At 42.4% G+C, this 20,024-nt stretch carries 21 protein-coding genes and 1 riboswitch; of the genes, 2 read left to right on the top strand and 19 right to left on the bottom strand.

The genetic code is table 11. From position 1 onward, the window contains the following. Positions 1 to 6: 6 nt before the first annotated feature. From pstB to DXB91_RS07125, 4 genes are all read right to left on the bottom strand, one after another. On the bottom strand, positions 7 to 765 hold the full coding sequence (pstB, locus tag DXB91_RS07140) for a phosphate ABC transporter ATP-binding protein PstB (protein ID WP_055223138.1): 759 nt from the start codon (positions 763 to 765) through the stop codon (positions 7 to 9). A 102-nt stretch (positions 766 to 867) separates the two neighbouring features. Next, positions 868 to 1,872 carry a phosphate ABC transporter permease PstA gene (gene pstA, locus DXB91_RS07135; RefSeq protein ID WP_243003540.1) on the bottom strand — a complete coding sequence of 335 codons (1,005 nt, stop codon included), beginning with the start codon at positions 1,870 to 1,872 and terminating at the stop codon, positions 868 to 870. Continuing rightward, positions 1,873 to 2,724, bottom strand: coding sequence for a phosphate ABC transporter permease subunit PstC (pstC, locus tag DXB91_RS07130; protein ID WP_118017293.1), 852 nt, complete (start codon positions 2,722 to 2,724; stop codon positions 1,873 to 1,875). Positions 2,725 to 2,731: 7 nt separating this feature from the next. Then, positions 2,732 to 3,625 carry a substrate-binding domain-containing protein gene (locus DXB91_RS07125; RefSeq protein ID WP_118017291.1) on the bottom strand — a complete coding sequence of 298 codons (894 nt, stop codon included), beginning with the start codon at positions 3,623 to 3,625 and terminating at the stop codon, positions 2,732 to 2,734. Positions 3,626 to 4,075: 450 nt separating this feature from the next. On the opposite strand from DXB91_RS07125, the gene tsaA reads away from it, so the two are divergent. Further along, entirely contained in the window at positions 4,076 to 4,789 is a 714-nt protein-coding gene (gene tsaA / locus DXB91_RS07120; protein WP_118017289.1) for a tRNA (N6-threonylcarbamoyladenosine(37)-N6)-methyltransferase TrmO, read from the top strand. 14 nt (positions 4,790 to 4,803) lie between these two features. Here tsaA and DXB91_RS07115 read toward each other — a convergent pair whose 3' ends face one another. The 9 genes from DXB91_RS07115 to DXB91_RS07075 all read right to left on the bottom strand — a co-directional run bounded on the left by DXB91_RS07115 (position 4,804) and on the right by DXB91_RS07075 (position 13,510). Further along, positions 4,804 to 5,577, bottom strand: a complete 774-nt coding sequence (locus tag DXB91_RS07115) for an aminotransferase class IV (RefSeq protein WP_118017287.1) — start codon at positions 5,575 to 5,577, stop codon at positions 4,804 to 4,806. 34 nt (positions 5,578 to 5,611) lie between these two features. After that, positions 5,612 to 7,015, bottom strand: coding sequence for an aminodeoxychorismate synthase component I (gene pabB / locus DXB91_RS07110; RefSeq protein WP_118017285.1), 1,404 nt, complete (start codon positions 7,013 to 7,015; stop codon positions 5,612 to 5,614). Positions 7,016 to 7,025: 10 nt separating this feature from the next. After that, a complete protein-coding gene (locus tag DXB91_RS07105; RefSeq protein ID WP_118017283.1) occupies positions 7,026 to 7,610 on the bottom strand; it encodes an anthranilate synthase component II in 585 nt (194 codons plus the stop codon). 312 nt (positions 7,611 to 7,922) lie between these two features. Next, positions 7,923 to 8,900, bottom strand: a complete 978-nt coding sequence (bioB, locus tag DXB91_RS07100) for a biotin synthase BioB (protein WP_118017281.1) — start codon at positions 8,898 to 8,900, stop codon at positions 7,923 to 7,925. 404 nt (positions 8,901 to 9,304) lie between these two features. Next, positions 9,305 to 9,637: a cupin domain-containing protein gene (locus tag DXB91_RS07095; protein ID WP_004850052.1), complete on the bottom strand. Its 333-nt coding sequence runs from the start codon at positions 9,635 to 9,637 to the stop codon at positions 9,305 to 9,307. Positions 9,638 to 9,711: 74 nt separating this feature from the next. Beyond that, positions 9,712 to 11,175 (bottom strand): MocR-like pyridoxine biosynthesis transcription factor PdxR, encoded by a 1,464-nt coding sequence (gene pdxR / locus DXB91_RS07090; protein WP_118017279.1) that lies wholly within the window; start codon positions 11,173 to 11,175, stop codon positions 9,712 to 9,714. Positions 11,176 to 11,178: 3 nt separating this feature from the next. After that, the gene (locus DXB91_RS07085; RefSeq protein ID WP_330416345.1) at positions 11,179 to 11,832 is read right to left on the bottom strand and encodes an HAD family hydrolase; all 654 of its coding nucleotides are present in this window, start codon (positions 11,830 to 11,832) and stop codon (positions 11,179 to 11,181) included. A 244-nt stretch (positions 11,833 to 12,076) separates the two neighbouring features. Beyond that, positions 12,077 to 12,511: an Hsp20/alpha crystallin family protein gene (locus DXB91_RS07080; protein ID WP_118017275.1), complete on the bottom strand. Its 435-nt coding sequence runs from the start codon at positions 12,509 to 12,511 to the stop codon at positions 12,077 to 12,079. 210 nt (positions 12,512 to 12,721) lie between these two features. Continuing rightward, entirely contained in the window at positions 12,722 to 13,510 is a 789-nt protein-coding gene (locus DXB91_RS07075; RefSeq protein ID WP_118017273.1) for a metallophosphoesterase, read from the bottom strand. Positions 13,511 to 13,774: 264 nt separating this feature from the next. Here DXB91_RS07075 and DXB91_RS07070 point away from each other — a divergent pair, with 264 nt between their 5' ends. Beyond that, a complete protein-coding gene (locus DXB91_RS07070) occupies positions 13,775 to 14,695 on the top strand; it encodes a tyrosine-type recombinase/integrase (RefSeq protein WP_118017271.1) in 921 nt (306 codons plus the stop codon). Positions 14,696 to 14,959: 264 nt separating this feature from the next. Continuing rightward, a riboswitch (cyclic di-GMP riboswitch) is annotated at positions 14,960 to 15,036 on the bottom strand. Here DXB91_RS07070 and DXB91_RS14115 read toward each other — a convergent pair. The 6 genes from DXB91_RS14115 to DXB91_RS07045 form a co-directional block, all read right to left on the bottom strand. Then, positions 15,003 to 15,287 (bottom strand): hypothetical protein, encoded by a 285-nt coding sequence (locus DXB91_RS14115; protein ID WP_147567732.1) that lies wholly within the window; start codon positions 15,285 to 15,287, stop codon positions 15,003 to 15,005. (Overlaps the previous riboswitch by 34 nt.) Further along, positions 15,271 to 16,128 carry a hypothetical protein gene (locus DXB91_RS07065; protein WP_118017269.1) on the bottom strand — a complete coding sequence of 286 codons (858 nt, stop codon included), beginning with the start codon at positions 16,126 to 16,128 and terminating at the stop codon, positions 15,271 to 15,273. The genes DXB91_RS14115 and DXB91_RS07065 overlap by 17 nt, the downstream gene beginning before the upstream one ends. A gap of 105 nt (positions 16,129 to 16,233) precedes the next feature. Further along, on the bottom strand, positions 16,234 to 16,884 hold the full coding sequence (locus DXB91_RS07060; RefSeq protein WP_117550751.1) for an RloB domain-containing protein: 651 nt from the start codon (positions 16,882 to 16,884) through the stop codon (positions 16,234 to 16,236). Then, positions 16,877 to 18,052, bottom strand: a complete 1,176-nt coding sequence (locus DXB91_RS07055; RefSeq protein ID WP_118017267.1) for an AAA family ATPase — start codon at positions 18,050 to 18,052, stop codon at positions 16,877 to 16,879. Before DXB91_RS07055 ends, DXB91_RS07060 begins: the two co-directional genes overlap by 8 nt. Before the next feature lie 65 nt (positions 18,053 to 18,117). Further along, a complete protein-coding gene (locus DXB91_RS07050) occupies positions 18,118 to 18,999 on the bottom strand; it encodes an ABC transporter permease (RefSeq protein WP_147323114.1) in 882 nt (293 codons plus the stop codon). Further along, on the bottom strand, positions 18,989 to 20,020 hold the full coding sequence (locus DXB91_RS07045) for an efflux RND transporter periplasmic adaptor subunit (RefSeq protein WP_117550757.1): 1,032 nt from the start codon (positions 20,018 to 20,020) through the stop codon (positions 18,989 to 18,991). Before DXB91_RS07045 ends, DXB91_RS07050 begins: the two co-directional genes overlap by 11 nt. Between the last annotated feature and the right edge of the window lie 4 nt (positions 20,021 to 20,024).

Raw genomic sequence — 20,024 nt, 5'->3', positions numbered from 1 at the left:
TCCCTCCTAACCAAATCTACCGGTGATGTAATCCTCTGTACGCTTGTCAGCCGGCTTGCTGAACATCTTTTCTGTCTCTGCGTACTCAACGACCTCTCCGAGAAGGAAGAACGCTGTGTTGTCCGCAACTCTGGTTGCCTGCTGCATGTTATGCGTAACCATGATAATTGTGTAATTGTCCTTCAGTTCAAGTACCAGATCCTCTATCTTGGATGTCGATATAGGATCAAGGGCAGATGTAGGCTCATCCATGAGAAGTACCTCAGGCTCCACTGCAAGTGCTCTGGCTATACAGAGTCTCTGCTGCTGACCACCCGAAAGACCCAAGGCTGATTTCTTCAGTCTGTCCTTAAGCTCATCCCATATTGCCGCCTGTCTGAGGGATCTCTCAACTATCTCATCAAGCTTTGCATGATTTCTTATTCCATGGGTTCTTGGGCCATATGCTATATTGTCATACACGCTCATCGGAAATGGATTTGGCTGCTGGAATACCATTCCAACTCTCTTTCTCAAAAGGTTAATATCCATTCCGCTGTATATATCCTCTCCATCAAGCCTCACATCACCTGTTATCTTGCATCCCTCTACCAAATCATTCATTCTGTTGAGCGACTTAAGGAATGTTGACTTACCACAACCTGACGGTCCGATAAATGCTGTAACCTCATTTGACGGAATATCCATATCAATACCCTTAAGGGCATGGAACTTTCCATAATAGAGGTTCAGATTTTTAACGCTGAACTTAACGTTATTATTCATCTATTTTTCTCCATTCTTTTTGAACACCAGCCATGCAAAATTTGCCTTCGGCAAATGGCTGGCGCTACATGCCAAGTTTTCATATAAAACTTGACACATCACTTAATTTGCTTTATCTGCTGCAACCCTGCCTGCAATCTTATCTGACGCAAAGTTGATAAGCACTACAAGTACAAGAAGCACTACCGCTGTTGCATAACCCTGATCCGTGTGAAGTCCTTCTTTTGACAGAAGATACATATGAACCGCCAGAGTTCTTGTTGAATCGGTAAGCTTTGTCGCCATCTTTGCAACCGATCCTGCTGTGTATATGAGTGCTGCCGTTTCGCCCACGATACGTCCTGTCGCAAGTATGATTCCTGACAGTATTCCAGGAACGGCACTTGGAAGCACTACTTTGAATACTGTTCTGAGCTTTCCGGCTCCCAGTCCAAAACTTCCTTCTCTATAAGACTTAGGCACTGCCATAAGTGCCTCCTCTGTGGTTCTCATTATGACCGGAAGAACCATTATCGCCAGGGTTAACGCACCTGATATGAGTGATAATCTAAGTCCACACGCATTTGTGAAAAACAGCATTCCAAATAGTCCGTATACGATCGAAGGTATTCCTGTAAGTGTCTCCGCTGTGATCCTCACTACCCCCACCAGCTTATTGCCAGTCTTTGCATATTCGACAAGATATATCGCTGCAAATATTCCTATCGGACCTGCTATCAGGAGGGACAGCAGCGTCATGTAAACCGTATTTATAAGTGCCGGTACCAGCGAACAGTTGTCCGATGTATATTCCCAGCTGAATATGTCCGCATTAAGATTTGGGATTCCCTTTACCAGTACATACACCAACAGAAATCCTATGGAGAGCACAGTTATGAGTGTCGCCAGATGTACAAAGATAAACATTATGAATGATCCCGGTTTCTTTCTGTACTCAGCCCATTTCTCAGACCATGTGCTCTTGTTTATAGCCTCTATGCTGTCCACATCAACTATGGATGAAGGATCGTCCTCAGGTGCCGTCTTTTTTGTGCTGATTATTGTATTTTTTGTTCTGTCATCGCCACATGCGACAACTATCTTTGTTCCTTCTACTCTCTCTGTCATCTATGCCACCGTCTTTCTCTTTATGATGGAGAACAGGAGGTTGATAATGAGTATGAATACGAACAGTACAACGCCCGTCGCTATCAGAGCCTGTCTGTGCAGGTCCGTCGCATATCCCATCTCCATTACTATATTTGTGGTGAGTGTTCTGACACCTCTCAGTATTCCGTCAGGCATATGGACCTGATTTCCAGCGACCATGATGACCGCCATAGTCTCTCCAACTGCACGGCCAACACCAAGGATAATCGCTGCCATAACTCCTGACTTTGCTGCAGGGACAACAGTCTTGAACACGCTTCGCTCATGTGTTGCTCCAAGTGCCAGGGCTCCCTGATAATACTTGTCAGGCACCGCTCTGATGGAAGTCTCGGATACACTGATAATCGTTGGAAGGATCATCATACCGAGAAGTACCGAAGCTGTGAGCATCGTGTTACCATTTACTCCAAATATGCTTCTCACCATCGGTACAAGCACACACATTCCAAAGAATCCATATACTACCGAAGGTATTCCAGCCATCAGATTGATAAATGGCTTTATAACTTTATATAATCTGTCGGGACAAAACTTTGCCAGATATATCGCTGTAAGAAGTCCTATCGGAACTCCTATTATCAGTGCTCCGGCTGTTACATATATGCTTCCTAATATGAAAGGAAGAATGCCGTAGTATCCATTTGTAGGCTTCCAGATCTCACCAAGGGTGAAATCCCCGAAGCCTATCTCTTTAATGGCCGGTATTCCATTCACAAACAGGAACACACATATGAGCGCTACCGCCGCGATAGATACCAGTGCCGCTATCAGGAATACTACATGCATAATTGTTTCTTTAAGTTTATGCATAAGCTGATTACTTTACGTCCTCCCACTTTGCTGCTGAACCTGTGAATATGTCCTTGACCTGATCTACTGTGTAGTCCTCAGCAGGGTTGTTGTTATTTACTATAACTGCGATTCCGTCCATAGCTATTACAGTTGCCTTGAGACCAAGTGCTGTCTCTGTGTCCTTAAGCTCACGTGATGCCATACCTATATCGCATGTTCCATCTGATGTTGATGTGATACCTGTTGTTGAATCGCTCTCCTGAAGCTCGATGTCAGCATTTGTATTGATCGCCTTGTATGCCTCGATAAGCTTTTCCATAACAGGTGTTACTGACGATGAACCTGCAACAACAATCTTGCCCTTTGGATTTGTTGAAGTAAATGCTCCGCTGTTCGCAACCTCGATGTACTTATTTGCTGAGATGATCTTCTGTCCATCCTCGCTCATGATGTAGTTGATGAAATCCTGTGCAACATCACTGATACCATCCTTAGTAACGATATTGAAAGGTCTTGAGAGGGTGTATGAACCGTTGTTGATGTTGTCCTCACTTGCCTCAACTCCACCGATCTTGAGTGCCTTTACTGTATCGTTGAGTGCTCCGAGAGATATGTAACCGATTGCATAATCATCTCCTGCTACTGTTGTGAGTACGACCTCTGTGCTGTTGCATGTGATGGCATTTGTTGTTGTGTTGTCGACCTTATTGCCATCTGCATCCTTCTCCTCAACTCCTGTGAGCTCTACGAATGCTCCTCTTGTTCCTGAGCCTTCCTCTCTTGATACTACTGATATATCCTGTGCTGCATCGAATCCGCCATCTGCGCTCTTTGATGAATTATTTCCACAGCCTGCAAGACTTCCTACCATAAGTGCTGCTCCAAGTGTTACTGCCAATACTTTCTTTAATTTAACCATTTTCTTCTTCTCCTTACTTTGTCCATATTCTTTCTTGGAATATCAGCCATGCAAAATCGCGTTATGGTATGGCTGATGCTGCATAACAAGTTTTCTACGAAAACTTATTACATGTGTTCTGGAACATCAGCCATGCAAAATCGCCTATCGGCGATGGCTGATGCTGCATAACAATTTTCTACGAAAATTGTTACATGTGCCGGTTATCTCTTGAACCGGTCTTTGCAAATATTGTATTATTGGGACATATCATTCTTTGCTTATTTCCCGGAAAAGAACTCGCGCGCCTTTCGTTCTTTTCTTTGCACTATGATAAATGGCACAAGTAAAATACATAACCAACGCAATGTAAATTGAATGTAAAGTCGGCGTTAATCAATGCATGCTGAATGTACAGCAAATAATCTGTCATGACTTATAAATTACAACCAGAAAGTGGGATAAAAACACATGATAAATACCAGTTTAGAAGTAATAGGATATGTGAGATGTGACTACAAAGAGAAGTTCGGGATTCCAAGGCAGAGCGGTCTGACAGACTGCGCCGCCGCTTTTATAGAGGTGCTTCCACCGTACAATCAGGCAGAGGCTTTCAGAGGACTTGACGGATTCTCCCACATATGGCTGCTGTGGGACTTCTCCAGGGCTCACAAGAATGGTTTTACCGCAACAGTAAAACCCCCAAAGCTGGGTGGTAACCAGCGGATGGGGGTTTTTGCCACCAGATCACCATTCAGGCCGAACAACATCGGTCTGTCATCGGTGAGACTTTTGGACATTATATATAATGAAGAAAACGGCTGTGTACACGGACTTGTGGTGTCAGGAGCCGATATACTGGACGGAACACCGGTGTACGACATCAAGCCTTATCTACCATACACCGACAGCCATCCGGATGCGACCGGGGGCTGGACAGACTCCCTTGATATTCCAGAGCTGTCAGTACGTTTCTCTGACGATATCTCTGCCAAACTTGAAACGATATTTTCAAGTACACAGATCGAGGCCCTGAAAGAGATACTTGCGCAGGATCCAAGACCAGGCTATCAGGATGAACCGAATAGACGCTATGGAATGCTGTACGGCGGATACGATATAAGGTTTACCATATCTGGTGACACTCTTACCATATGCGAAGTGGCTGAGCCCGGACCACAATGATACAAAAAGGCATTTTACCGGCATAAAGCTGAAAAATTATGATATTTTCTCATTATCATGGCTGTGACGTTCCTCTCATCAAAGCTGATATTTCCCAACAGTTTCACCGGCATGACCCCCATCAGAGAATTGGTCACAAAGCATTCCTGATACGATGACAGTTCATCAGGGAATATCACCGTCTGTGTGACCGCCTCTGATTCACAGATATACTCCCTTACTGTTCCAGGCAGAATACCTGAGTCTATCGCGGGTGTGTATATCCTGCCATCTCTCACAAAAAATATATTGCTCACCGTACCCTCGCATATCTGTCCCTTTGTATTCAGGAAGATCCGTTCATCCATTCCAGCTTTGCCAGCCCGCCCTTTTTCAAGAATGCAGTCTCCGTAATTCATGGTTTTATGATATACGAACGGCGATGTCTCATTTCTTCTAACATTACTTATGTCCATTGCAAACCCTCTTTCGTATATATCCGGGGTGTAAGGATTATCTCTCATTGAAAAAACCACATTTTCCTGAGTCAGCATGATCTTTAACGCACATCGCCTCATATGACCTGATCGATCTCTGTAATCATGCTCACTCATCCACTTTCTCAGATATTCCAGCACAGTCATCCTGTCTATGCCCCGTTCTGCTGGCATGCCAAGATCCAGGAATCTTGCAGCATCTTCCAGGCGTCTCAGATGCCTGTCAAGAAATATCGGCCTGCCGTCAACCACACTTATAGTTTCAAATGCTCCAAGACCAAATTGAAAGCAATCATCCATTTTTACATTCATTTTACATTTCTCCCATTTTCATCATTTTCAAATGCTACTGCAATGCACTGAGTATTGCTTTTGCCTTATCCCATGTCTCTTCATACTCTGCACCAGGATCTGAATCGACAGTAATACCGCCTCCAACGCCAAGATAATACCTGCCATTTCTGTACAATACAGTTCTTATCACTATATTAAAATCGCATTTTCCATCCAATGTAATATAACCAATAGATCCGGTGTAAATATTTCTCTTTCCGCATTCAAGTTCATCTGTGATCTCCATAGCCCTGCGTTTCGGCGCCCCTGTAACAGAACCACCCGGGAACGCCGCAGTAAGAAGAGACATCACATCTTCTCCATCCTGCAGCACGCCTTCTACATTTGCCACCTGATGAAAAACAGTCGCATATTCTTCTATCGAAAACAGTTCAGTCACTTTTACGCTTCCCGGTCTGCACACACGGTTCAGGTCATTTCTCTCAAGATCTACAATCATCAGAAGTTCGCTCTTTTCCTTCTGTGATTTCTCAAGCTCCCTCCTGAGCGCCTCATCCTCCCTGACAGTCTCTCCTCGTCTCCTCGTCCCCTTTATCGGCCGGGTATACACATGGCGATCCTTTATCTGCATGAACCGTTCAGGAGATGCGCTCACTATCTGATAATCTCCCAGATCAAGATATCCACCAAATGGCGACGGATTGCTGACTCTCAGGTCATGGAACACGTCCAGAGGCTTTTTATCACTGTCGATAACCATATGCCTTGTCATATTTGCAACATATACATCACCCTCGATTATATAATCCTTCAGTCTTCTTATAGAGTGCTCATACTCTTCCCTGCTGCATTCTTCGTACACATTCAAGTTATACTTCTTCCTCTTTTGTACATCTTCACTCGTCCTGTCAATTATATTGCCATTTTCCCGATCATCCCTGCCGCAATACTTCTCTATATCATTCTCCATTACATCAATATTTGACTGTGCATCACCTGTCATCCCATTTGCCACAAGATATGTCTCTTTTTTTAGACAATCTTCAACAACGAAACAGTCATAGAAGATCATGACTGCCTCTGGAACAGACACAAGGTCTTCATTGATGGAGCCAATCCCCATCCTGTCCATTCCATAATCGTAGGATACATACCCTATCGCTCCTGATACGATCGGCAAATCCTCCGAACTCTTATCCATATGCTGTACAAGATACTGTCTCATATATTCTTCAAATGTTATATCCTTTTCAGAATCTCCATTAACCTCAAATGTATCCCCATTCTTAACAAGCCTGAGATACGGGCATCTCCCGATGATCGAATAGTGTCCCAGATTATTCACAAGGGATGAGTCAAGAAATGCTATTCCTGTCTCATCCTCATATATTTCAAAAACATCAGCTGCACTCACATATCTGTCAAGTTTTTTTACCACTCGCCTCATACTGCTCATATATGACTCCTTATCTGCAATTAAACTTCTCCGCCGCTATACAAAAATTATACAATACATCATGACCATACTCCGTAAGTACCGCTTCCGGGTGAAACTGCACACCGTACAACGGCAGCCTTCTGTGTGATATTCCCATAACTGCACCATCCTCGGATATCGCATCCACCTGGTAATCATCCGGCAGACTGCTGCCATTTATTACCAATGAGTGGTATCTTGTGACATGAAAGCTTTCCGGCAGCCGCGCAAACAGACCTGTTCCACAGTTATGTATCTCTGTCACCTTTCCATGCATTGGCATCTTTCCTTTTTCAACAATGGCGCCCGCACAATACCCAAGTATCTGATGTCCAAGGCAGACTCCAAGTATCGGAATCTTTCCCTTATACATGTTCACAACATCCACACACATTTTTGCCTCCCATGGCCGCCCAGGTCCCGGTGAAAGTATTATGCCCTCCGGCTCCAGATCTTCCACATCATGCAGAGATATCCGATCGCACCTTTTTACGGTCACACATCTTCCCATTTCCTCGAAATACGCCTTCAGGTTATATACAAACGAATCAAAATTGTCTATCATCAGATACATGCACTTCTCCTTATCCGCAATCACTATAAAACACAAAAAGGATAACAGCCGGCATGCCAAAGCATGCACAGTCGTTATCCTTTTCGGTCCGTAATCTGCACGTTATTTTTATCTTTGATTTTTACAGATTCTAACATATCTGACCGCAGAAAGCAAATGCCTTTGCTACTTTTGCGCAGTCTCACTATGCAATGCGCCTACTGACGTGCCCTCTCATAGGCATCTGCATACTGCTGTTCCTGTGAGTTTATCTCCTCCACATCACGATTCTGTTTCAATATGCAGGCACGTAAAATTTATGTAAACGAACCGCTACGCCGACTCCACCTCATATGTGAATCCGGCATCCGTGATCGCCTTTATCGTATCCTCCATGCCCTGTCCGTTCTCTGTGAGATAACCCGATGCAAAGATAGAATTGACAACAGTGAGAAGTCTCTTCTCCTCACCCTTGAAATATCTCTCCCTGCCCGCGGCACATCTTATATCCGCCTGTGGCACCATGAGCCTCGCAAGGCACAACACCTTCAGGCAGTACTCCGTTGTGAGTACTGACGTATCAATGTCCCCCAGTGGCGTGCCTTCTATCGGAAGAAGAAAGTTAATAGGAATCGCCTCGGGATTGATCTCCCTGAGTTCCAAGAGCATGTCCACCACATCCTCCCTGCTCTCACCCATTCCTATGATGCCTCCGCTGCATATCTCAAATCCCACGCTCTGCAGCATCTTTATATTTGCAACTCTCTGGTCAAATGTGTGGGTTGAACATATATTGCTGTAAAAGCCACGGCTGCTGTTCAGGTTGTGATTGATCCTGTCAAGTCCCGCATCCCGCAGTATATGCGCCTGCTTCTCCGTCAGAAATCCGATGGAGCAACACAGGTGTGTTCCGCTTTCCTTCATCCTGCGGATGCGCACCGCAAGCTCTTCAATCTCCTTATCCGTGAACTTCATTCCGCTGAGTCCTATACAATGTCTGGACAGATGGTATTTGTCCACAAAATCATTGTCTCTGTAAAGCTTCTCATCGCCAACCCAGCGGTATTTGTCGATGTCTGCCTTTGAACGACACGACTGTGCGCAGTATGCACAGTCCTGGGAGCAGTTACCACTTCTTGCATTTGTCAGAATATGTATCCCAACGTGTTTTCCCTTGTACTTCTCGCGGAGCTCTCCGGCACGTGCCACCAGCTCGTCAAGCTGATCATCCGGCGTGTTGAGTATCCCTATAGCCTCCTCGCGGGATATAGTTGGATCTGCTGTCTTTGTTGTTTTTTCTTCTGAAATCATATCTGCACCTTCCTTTATCGATCATCTATCTTTTTCCCTATGCGATGATCGATGTTTTGTTGCAGCTCTTGTGTATATGATCCAGCCCAGTTGTCTTTCTCAGTCTTTGTGTATATGATCCAGCCCGGTGGCACTCTAAATCACAGTTTAGCAAACGTATGAATGATGCCACTAAAGAACATTTTATCAGCTTATTTTCTCATTAACAAATGAATTTTCTTTGTGTGGGGAGAATTTACGACGCAAATTGACGCCATATATCAATACAAGTGCTTGATAGTATACAAAAAGAGGTCGCCACACTCTGATACGCATCCAAAATTCCAGATATATTTCAGATGTATTTCATTCGGAAACCTCTTTTTTTCAGCTATATTTCTTATATATTATTTTATCGATTTCTTCTAGTTGTGCTCTGGCACTACAGCATAGAACACAAGATCCTCATCGCCGTTGTTCTTCAGGCTGTGGCTGTGTCCCGGCGGACAATAGTGGCAGTCGCCCGGATTCAGTATCTCCATGGTATCGTCATACTCCATGGTTCCAACTCCTGAGATGATAAATATGATCTCGCTGTTGGTGTCATGTGTGTGAAGTCCTATAGAACTTCCTGCTGGAAGTGTTGCCCTCATGATCTTGTTGTAATTGCCTACGTGCATGCGTGGCTTGAATACGCCTTCACCGCCCTTAAAGTTCTGAATATTCTGCTCCTCAAGTGAATCGAATGATATCTTCATCTGTTGTCCTCCTTACGAAAAATACGAAAAAATCCTGCAAACGCATATAATACGCTCCGCGCGGCGTCTGCGTGCTATGTCGTCAAGCGCACCACACTCTCAAGAAGTCTGTCACAGGCTTCCTCTATTATATCTTCTTCTATACCCGAATAGTTGATAACCAGCGTGTGGCTGTCCTCCTGCTCTTTTCCGTGGCAGTACTGGCTAAGGCTGGATATGTTGATTCCTGCCGCGGCAGCCCTGTCCACCATCTCTCTGTCCGTGTATGACGTGTCGATCTCCATAAGGAAATGAAGACCTGCATTCTCTTCCTTTATCGTTACCTGTGGATACAGCCTGTGACTCCTGATACAACCAAGTATCCTGTCCCTGCTGTTCCTGTAAAACTTTCTCATCCTGTTGATGTGCTTTTCCAGATACCCCTCCTGGATAAACCTTGTGAGTGTATACTGATCAAAATTCGACACCGTACACGCATAAAAGCTTAGTACATGATTATACCTTACCATGAGCGGTATTGGCAATACCATGTAGCTTATTCGTATGGTTGATGACAAACTTTTTGAAAATGTATTCATGTATATGACTTTATCAGATGCGTCTATACTCTGAAGCGCCGGGATCGGATTTCCAACCAGACGGAATTCACTGTCATATTCATCCTCTATGATATATCTGCCCTCCTGCTTTGCCGCCCAGCCCAGCAGTTCATATCTCCTGCTCGCCGGAGTGACAGTTCCCGTAGGGAAATGGTGTGACGGTGATATATGCACCACATCAGCCCCGGACCGCTCTAGCGAATCTATGTTGACACCGCTCTCATCCATGTCTATATAACAGCATTTCACTTGATATGCATCGTATATGTGCTGTATCTTCTGATATCCCGGATTCTCCACACCGTATACGCTGTCCCTGCCGAGAAGCTGTATGATAAGACCATACAGATATTCCGTTCCCGCGCCGACTATGATCTGGTTCGGGCTTACAGACATCCCCCTGAACTGATAGAGATAATCCGCAATGGCCTTTCTGAGTTCAAATATACCACCAGACGGCGATCTCTTCATAAGCTTTTCCCGGTCATCCATCATCGTCTCCCTCATGAGCTTCGTCCATGTCGAAAATGGGAAGTTCTCACTGAGGGTGGAATTGTTCACAAAGTCGGCAAAGAACCTGTTCTGGTCAGAGGCTTCTGCGTGTTCCCTGATCACATGAGTATGCTCTGTCACATGGTCTTCCGGTCGACTGGTATAGCAGGCATTGCTCACTCCCACAACATCCGCATCCTCAGCCTTCACGTCACACACATAGAACCCGCTCTTCGGCTTGGAATAAATATATCCCTCAGCCAAGAGCTGACTGTATGCGTTTTCCACTGTGACGACGCTCACATTCAGATGAGCTGCAAGCGCCCTCTTTGACGGCAGCTTCTCATGGGCTTTAAGATTTCCTATCAATATGTCATTTTTTATCTCTTTGTACAAATGCTCATAGAGGAAATCCATCCCTCTGTCGTCAAATGAATATGTAAGCATCCACTACTCTCCCAATACTATATCAACGATCTTCTGTGTGTCATGTATGACAAACGGTGCGCCAAGGCTCATGATGAACTCCTCGTCTCTGAATCCCCAGCCAACCATGATGACATCCGTTCCAGAATTTCTTGCTGTGGCAAGATCCACGTCAGAGTCACCTATATACACGACATCCTTCTTCTCAAGACCAAGCATTCTGAGGCACTCCCCCACCATGTCAGGTGCCGGTTTCTTTGCTATGCCAGACTTCTCACCAAGTGCGAAATCAAACATTCCTGGGAAATAGTCAACACACAGATCCTGGACTGCGAAATCCGCCTTGTTGGACACGACCGCAGTCTTCACACCTGCTGCCCTGAGCTTTGCGATGGCATCATGTATTCCGTCATATGGTCTGGTCTTGATGGCACTGTGCTCCTTATAATAAGAAGCAAATGTATCAAACACCTTATCTATAGTTGCCACATCAGTTCCCGCCGGCACAGCTCTCTCAATGAGCTTTCGTATGCCATTCCCAACAAATCTTCTAACCTCATCTATATTTCTCTCAGGGAATCCATGATGAGCAAGTGCATAGTTTGTACTGTCTGTCAGGTCCTCCAGAGTATTGAGTATTGTTCCATCCATATCAAATATCGCTGCCTTGTATCTCATGTCATACATCTCCTTGTCTTATTTGTAATTATGCTTATTCCCATTATAATCTGTGAGTTAAGGTTGTCAATCAACAATCCCCGCGGGGACGGAGGGGACAGGTACCTCCGTCCCCACGTAAAAGTCCACAAAAAAACCGGCGCAAGAGGGAGGTTCCTGCGCCGGTCATCAACACTACGAAATGTATTTAGTCAGCAGACGCATTATATGCGCTTCGCGCGGCGTCTACATGCTTTGTGAAATATTATTCAATTGTTATATACTTTGACTTTGGCTCTTCCGGTTTCTTCTCAATCTTTGGAACTGTGAGCTTAAGCACTCCGTCCTCAAACTTGGCCTTGATATCTTCCTGAGTCAGATCCTTGCCAACATAGAAAGTTCTGCTGCCTGAGCCACTGTAACGCTCCTTGCGGATGTACTTTGTCTTCTTATCCTCCTCTGTAGTCTCACTCTTTGTAGAAGCGTTCACGATCAGATATCCATCCTTGAGCTCTATCTTCACATTCTCTTTCTTAACTCCTGGAAGATTCATCTCAACTGTGTATGCATCCTCACTCTCGGCTACATCAGCCTGCATAAATCCATTCATCTGCGTCTGCTTTGGTGCTGCATAAGTCCTCTCAGGATATCCAAAGAAATCATCTAAAAAGCTATCTCCAATAATACTAGGCATTAACATAAGTCATCTCTCCTTCCAATATCTATACCGGATATCTCTTAACACCCGGTTTATATATGTTAATAAATTCGATGTCTCTCAAAGGATCGCTTCAAGGCTTATCGTTAATTTCTATTTAGAAGCTCTTTCCTTTGACTGATTATGTTATACCACTTTTATTAGCACTCTGCAATAGTGAGTGCTAATAATTTTTGTGAAGAATTTGTGAACTTACACATAGAACACTTCTTCATCCTCCAGCCTGATACACGCAAGTCTGGCATTCTTTCTTGTACTTCTCATCCAGCATCCACAGTCTATATCGTAGAACAATATATCACGATCCCTATCGTACATGCAAAACACCTGTCCATCATTCCAGGCGAATTCCCCTTCCTTAACCGTTGGCGTATGCCCGGCGATTATCGTACTATGGCATATACCGCCGATGGTATACCCATCATCCCTAGCATTCATATAGAATTCTTCCCTTGAACTGTACTTTGCTTTAAGCTCCGGTGTGTCAAGCTTTCTTATATATCCGGCATGGACAACTATACATTTCCTGTCATTCACCTCCATATCATAGTAATATGGCATGCGCTTTATCCGCTCCGTCCATGAAGTAAGCTGTGAAAATGTATATCCGGATTCTATCAGTTCGCATACCGTGCCGCAGCGGTCAAATCTCACACTGTCATCACGGCATGCAAGTCTGCTCATTGCATTATACAGCATTTTCGTATCCTTCCGGCTGTCAGCAACAAGATCCATTTTATAGCTGATAATTCTCATCGCCTCTATGTTCTGAACAAAATCCTCGTCATGGTTTCCCCGAATCAGAATGACATTTGCCGGCGCACGCATGATCCACTCCAGCATATCAGCATTCTTCGATCCTTTATCTATATAATCTCCCGCACTTATCAACGTATCCCCATCGCCGAATTGTATCTTTTCGAGCATCTTCTGCAGCTCATCGTAGCATCCGTGGATGTCCGATATAACGTAACTACTCATTTCCAGTCTCCTTTTATACAAACAAACCTTTACTCACAACAGACTTATGGTATTACCTTCATGTAAAAGTCGATACCGCGCAGATGTAAATTGTGGGTAAACGTATGATAATTATACACCCGATGTCTCAGCAAATGGGCATAAAAACAGTCATCTGCCCCTATATTTTTTTGTTATTCACATCAAATTAAACAGTCTTAATTACTTTCTTTCATTTTTCCTGTACCATATATTTCTGATAAATACATACAAAGGAGATTAACTATGGACACCATGAAAACATCTATAAAAAACTACTTGGAATACTGTGACAAACAGAAATGCCTAGATGAAAAGACCTTGAAAGCATATAAGATTGATTTAAATCAATTCGTAAGCTATATTTGCTCATCTGACATCACTGACATTTCCACAAATATATTGGAGGAATACATCGGAATACTTAATAACACATATAAACCCAAGACTGTAAAAAGGAAAATCGCATCTACTAAGGCTTTTTTTCATTATCTTGAATACAAAGAAATTCTGAATAACAATCCATTTAATAAATTGCAGCTTAAATTTCGCGAACCCATAATATTGCCCAAAACAATTCCAATTCGCACCATTGAAATATTTTTGTCTACTATTTATGAACAACTTAATTGTGCCAAAACCACCTACCAAAAAAGAAATTCTCTGAGGGACGCCGCTGTTATCGAGCTTTTATTTGCAACTGGCATGAGAATTTCTGAGCTTTGTGCATTAAAAATCAATGATATCAACCTATATGATGGAAGTATCCTTATATATGGCAAGGGCGATAAGGAGCGACGAATTCAGATAGGAAGTCCTTCTGTTATAAATATACTGAATAAATACAAAGTTGATTTTCATTCGGAAATAGTAAATTGCAATCACTTTTTTGCAAATCAATCTGGTCGACCTCTGACCGATCAGGCTGTACGCAGAATGATAAATAAATATACTTCACTTGCCGCTATTGATCTACACATCACCCCACATATGTTCAGACATACTTTTGCCACCAGCCTGCTGGACGCTGATGTAGATATCCGCTATATTCAGGAAATGCTTGGACACAGTTCTATCAATATTACCGAAATATACACTCACGTTACATTGGCAAAGCAACGAAGTATCTTGGCAACTAAGCATCCAAGAAATAATTTTAATATTTGAATGCTGAAAATCTTACCAACTATTTCTCTCTACGTTCTGGTACATTTAATGGATAATTCTATATTATCCTCTATTTCTAGACTATCAATTTAATTGGAGATTTTACTCATCCCCAACCACAATATACTCGTTTTTCTATATATTGTCAATTAAAAACACTCTTTTTAACCAGATGAGAAGCTTGTCCGTCAAGGCAAAAACAACTACTCCTACCATGCACCAAAAAGGATCTATGCGACATACGCATAGATCCAACTGTTTCGTATCTGCAACTGGCTACTATTTTTACAAACCCTGTAGCTTTACGTCATAGCCTTTCGACTGCTTTACCCATATATTCAGATGTTTGTAATTCTATTTTGATAGCAGCACAATCAAGCCAATCCAGCACTTCCACCTTCTCCAGGTTTTCGTCAGAATGCTCTATCTCTCTTAAATATCTGTATGCAAGTTCTATAAGATCGTCTACGAAAATCTGCTCTCCATTTTTCAGCCGCCTTGAAGAATCACCAAAGGCGACTCTTACGCTTTTATAACCTCCACTTATAAGGTAGGACTCACCTTTAGTAATATTTTTATTTTTCCGTAACATCTATAAACTCATCAGAGCCTGTATCCTCCCACTGCTTTTTGCCGCTGCTGACCACTTTTTTAGTTTCAAGTACATATGCATATATGTCAACCATATGCCCTTCATCGTATGAAACAGTTTCATCTGCAGACGCATCCACCTTATACCGTACATATATGCAGCATTTGCCATTGGGTGATTTTCCATTATAGACAATGTAATCAATCATACCTGTATTTTCATTCAGCACACATCTGGACGAACGCTCCGAGGCACCATATGTGACGTCGAATTCTGTGCGATTGTCATCGTTATACAAATCGTATACCGCCTTATATCCAGCTGTTATGCTGACGTCATCAGGCATTTCTTCAGAGTTATTCCCTGGTATTTCGCCACCTGTTGTTTCTGTATCCGTTCTCGCTGTTTCAGTGGTTGTGGCAGCTGCCTGTTTTCGAATCGTTGTAAGCCTTTTTCTTTCTACACCGCCATCAAAATACATGGTAACAAGTTCATCGTATTGTTCGTTTCCGGATAATACAACTTCCACTCTGTCGGAACACCATGTCACATCCCAACTGTACTCATCAAATCTGGCTCCGTCATTGGCTATTTCAAATTCTGCTCTTGCCACCTTGCTATTTGCCATTTCCAGTATCAGCCTTCCCGGCGCACCGCCAAATGGCCAGTACGGCTCTCCAACCGAATACATCGACAATATGTATTGTTTATCAGGAGAACTTGTTTTATCAACGAGTTTCTCTTTATATCTGGTTGTGTATCTTAAACAGACAAACGGAATAAACACAATCAGCGCCAATACACCAAGTGTAATTGCCACTATTTTTATTGTCTTCTCCATATATCTTTATTTTTCTTCAATCTCCTCATAATACTTATTGAACACCAACCATGCAAAATTTTCATTGTTGATATTCCTGCATCTCCATCATCAACTCATGGCACATCACCAGTCGATCACATCAAAAAACTCTTCTATATTACTGCTCTTTATATTGATATTATCCATATCCACCACAGTATCTTTTACCACTATTTCAAAGTTCTTCTTCTTTATCTCATATCTGTTATATAGCAGCTTATCTTTTCCGGTAAGTGAAGACAGCATATTTACATATGATAACTCCCCACTATTGAGATAATTGTAAATATCTTTATTTCCCTTGAAAGCGGCAATACTTTTTGTACCAAATGATGACTGAATAAACTTATGAACATCCTGTCCTTTATACGCAGGACTGTGCAGGCAAGCCACATATTCAAAATTAGGATTGTCCATTATAATGAAATGTGGAGTGTTGCCTTTTTTATTTTGAATCATGCAATATTCAAGCAGCTTATTGAACCCATCCAGCTCGCCCTGTATAGTAGTAAGCCTATCCGCATCCACAATAATAAACTTTGCCAGATAGTTACTTTGCGACTCTGTTCTTATTTTCTGCAAGAAATTTGCATAGCCCCCACCATGCATATTAATTGGTTTCAAAACCAGTTCAACGCCCTGATTTCTTCTCATCTTATCTATATAATTGTATTCTGTATCTCCTTCACAAAATATTGCAAATCTTTTCTGTAGGATTCGCTTTTTTCTACTCAAACGCTGTACCTCCCAAAATCCCCTTCATGTAAAACTCATATATTTTTGTGTTTTCGTATCTAACTTCAGGAAAATCCGCAAGAGAATAAAGCTCTGAAACAAGATTCTCCCTGTTCTTTGTAATAAAATATATCTGTTCTTTCATATATGTCTTCAAGTTCAAATGAAGTACATTATGCGTTGAAAAGATAAATTGTCCTTTATGCTCCATTCCATTTATATATGCAATTACACGTTCTGATAAGATTGGATTAAGCACCCTATCCATCTCATCTGCAAATACAACCTTATCTGCATATACAACCCGAAAGATCTGCACTGCCCATGCAAAAAATTCACGAACACCAGTAGAATCATGAGAAAGCTCTCGTTTAAATGTCTGTCCATTTGCATTTGAACGAATTATCATCGTTTTTGAATACGGTTTCTCTTCATCTACCTCTATCCCACATATGCTATAATCCACCATTCTGAAAATTTCCACATATCTTGGATCTTTGAGAATTTCAATATCCGACTCCTGTCTTATTATGTTTTCTACCTGTTCAGAAGGCAAAGTTCCCGGATATAATACATCTGCCATCCAGTCAACAGTCTCAGCCGCATCTGCATTCCCCAACAACGCAAGCTTGCTTACAAATAAGCCATAACTATTGTTGCTGTTCTCCAGTACAGTTGCGATTTCCTTTGCTTTTCCTCTTTTCTGTATATATTTCGAGTCTGAATCCCGCTTAATTTCAAATACCTCACTTGCAGCTCTTTTTCTGAGCTGACTCCTTAGGAGTTTTTCACTATATATTCCCAAACTGTCCACTACTACTTCATATTCATAAACAAAATGATTTCTAGCTACAAACACGATATTAAATCTCTGTTTTGGTATTTTCTCATTTACCAATGTATCAGTATTTATATAGGCATTTACAGACTGCACTTTCAAGTTAGTATCAAACAACGATTTCAAATACTTTAAGCTGTTTATAAAATTAGATTTTCCACCTGCATTTTCACCGACAATTACAGCAGTCTTTAAAAGATCATATCCAATCAGAGTTGTTGTATAATTATCAGGAAAACGTTTCTTTACTTTTCCCCCAGGGGCTTCCATGGAAAACTCACTCTCTGCATTAAAGGAGCAGAAATTATCAAACGTATATCTTATAATCATATTTTTCACCACCTTTTATCACTAATTATATGCACAAAATTGCCATTGTAAACCATTTTTTTGTTTTACTTTTTTATATTTTCCCTAATGAATCTGCATATCATAATCATCCACACAAATAATATGAAAACAAAAATACCACTTCGCAATCTATACCTCTTCAGCTTCTGGCTGCACCTGTAATAGGATTTCTCCAGAACATCCTTGTCAGAATACAACTTTCTCTCATTTATGGACTTAAGCTCATCGCAGGTATCCCTCCAGAAATCAAAATCTGACCACTTTGACGGCAGATTTATGTCCGGTAAAATATCCAGATAATCTATAACATAGTAAAAGCTGTTGCCATAACCATGATGACAGGCTACATCATCTGCATATTCACTCCTATAATTCTCATCCGATACGTCGAGCACTATGCCATTTATAGTTTTACTGTCAACAAACTCCCAGTCACCTCCACGTTCCTGCCCTGCCTGAACGATTATATAACTTTCCTCAGAGTCAACGATAGAACGGACAACATAAGTTTTTTCAAACACTTTTATAATAGAGCCAACGGTGCGACTGCTTCCAAACAGCGTATATGAAAGCTCCCCGCTTATTATGCATCCATCTGTATCATCTCTTTGCAGAGCCCCGGTTACCCCTAAAATATCCTCTACAGTAAAATCAACAACAACTATATCAGATTGGACTTTTTTATATACACTGTCCCCGGCAACTGTCTCCTCTGGGAAAATTCTATATGTTCCCTTTACATAGTCCTCGTCCTTCATTCTGGTGTACACAGTCTGCCCTGTGGTGACAAATGCATAGTTTCTGTCGCCATCATACCTAATACTTATATTTATTACATTCATGACATTCCATATAAACAACCACACCAATACAATACCGAAAACTATGCCGATCACAGCGCTCTTATAAAACCTTCTATTTTTCACGTACAGTATCACCGGCTTCCACTCTCTTATCTGAGCTTACAATAATCTTATCATCACTGGTCAAAGGGCTCTTCTTCAAACCTACGTCATAATTATTTGTATACCCGACTGTCACATATACCTTCGCAGCAACATATTCCGTCCCAAGAAGGTTTTCCTTCGGTCTCTCGACAAGCACATATGACCCAGACACATCAGCACGTATTGCGGCCACAGGAACCACAGAGCTGTAACTCTCAGACTGATGTGAAATCTCTGCCAGCACGCTGTCACCCACTTCAAATATATCTCCTGGAATAACTGCCTCCACTATATATCCCTGTCCACTATCAGCATCACTGTATATCGCAGATATTTCCGTATTCACACCGCTGCCGTCCTGCTGAACCATAACCTTGTCCCCTTTTTCTATATACCTTTTCTGTTCCTCTGTCACAGATATTTTAATAGTGTATTTATCTGCTTTCTCCGTGACCACAAAAGCCGCACTCTCCTCAGTTTTATTTCCTACATCGACTCTGGACTCCGATATTATTCCGTCAAGCTCCGAATAAACAATTCCATCATCATCCATAAGTTTTTCCAGAGATTGGAGCTGTTCATCTACCACTGCAATTTTGTCATCCATAACATCCATCTCTTCTCCCCATGTATACCAGTATTGCTCCTTCAGGCTTTTCTGCTCAAGCTTCTTCTCAAGATACACAGATCTGGCCATGTTCACATCCACCCTCATAAGCGGATCTCCCCGGTTAATCTTTTCCCCTGCACTGACAAATATCTCCTGCGTCGGGAGTCCGGGATAGATATACACCGGCGTCTTCTTATCCCCATCTATAACCACATCCTGTAAAACCTTCATAGACACCGTCCCCGACACTGCATACTCCGTTTCAACCCTCGGGGTAAGAGCACTGCTCGCAAACCTCGACACAAATGTGCCGACAATAACCACCGCCATAAAGATCATAACGGCCTTTATACCGCAGTCTGTCCATCGCTTTCCTGCAAATCGTCTCATAATA

This window comes from Coprococcus sp. OM06-34AC (assembly GCF_003462545.1).
GTDB lineage: Bacteria > Bacillota > Clostridia > Lachnospirales > Lachnospiraceae > Coprococcus > Coprococcus aceti.
The sequence above is the reverse complement of the archived record's forward strand: the minus strand, read 5'-3'. Positions and strand labels throughout refer to the sequence as shown.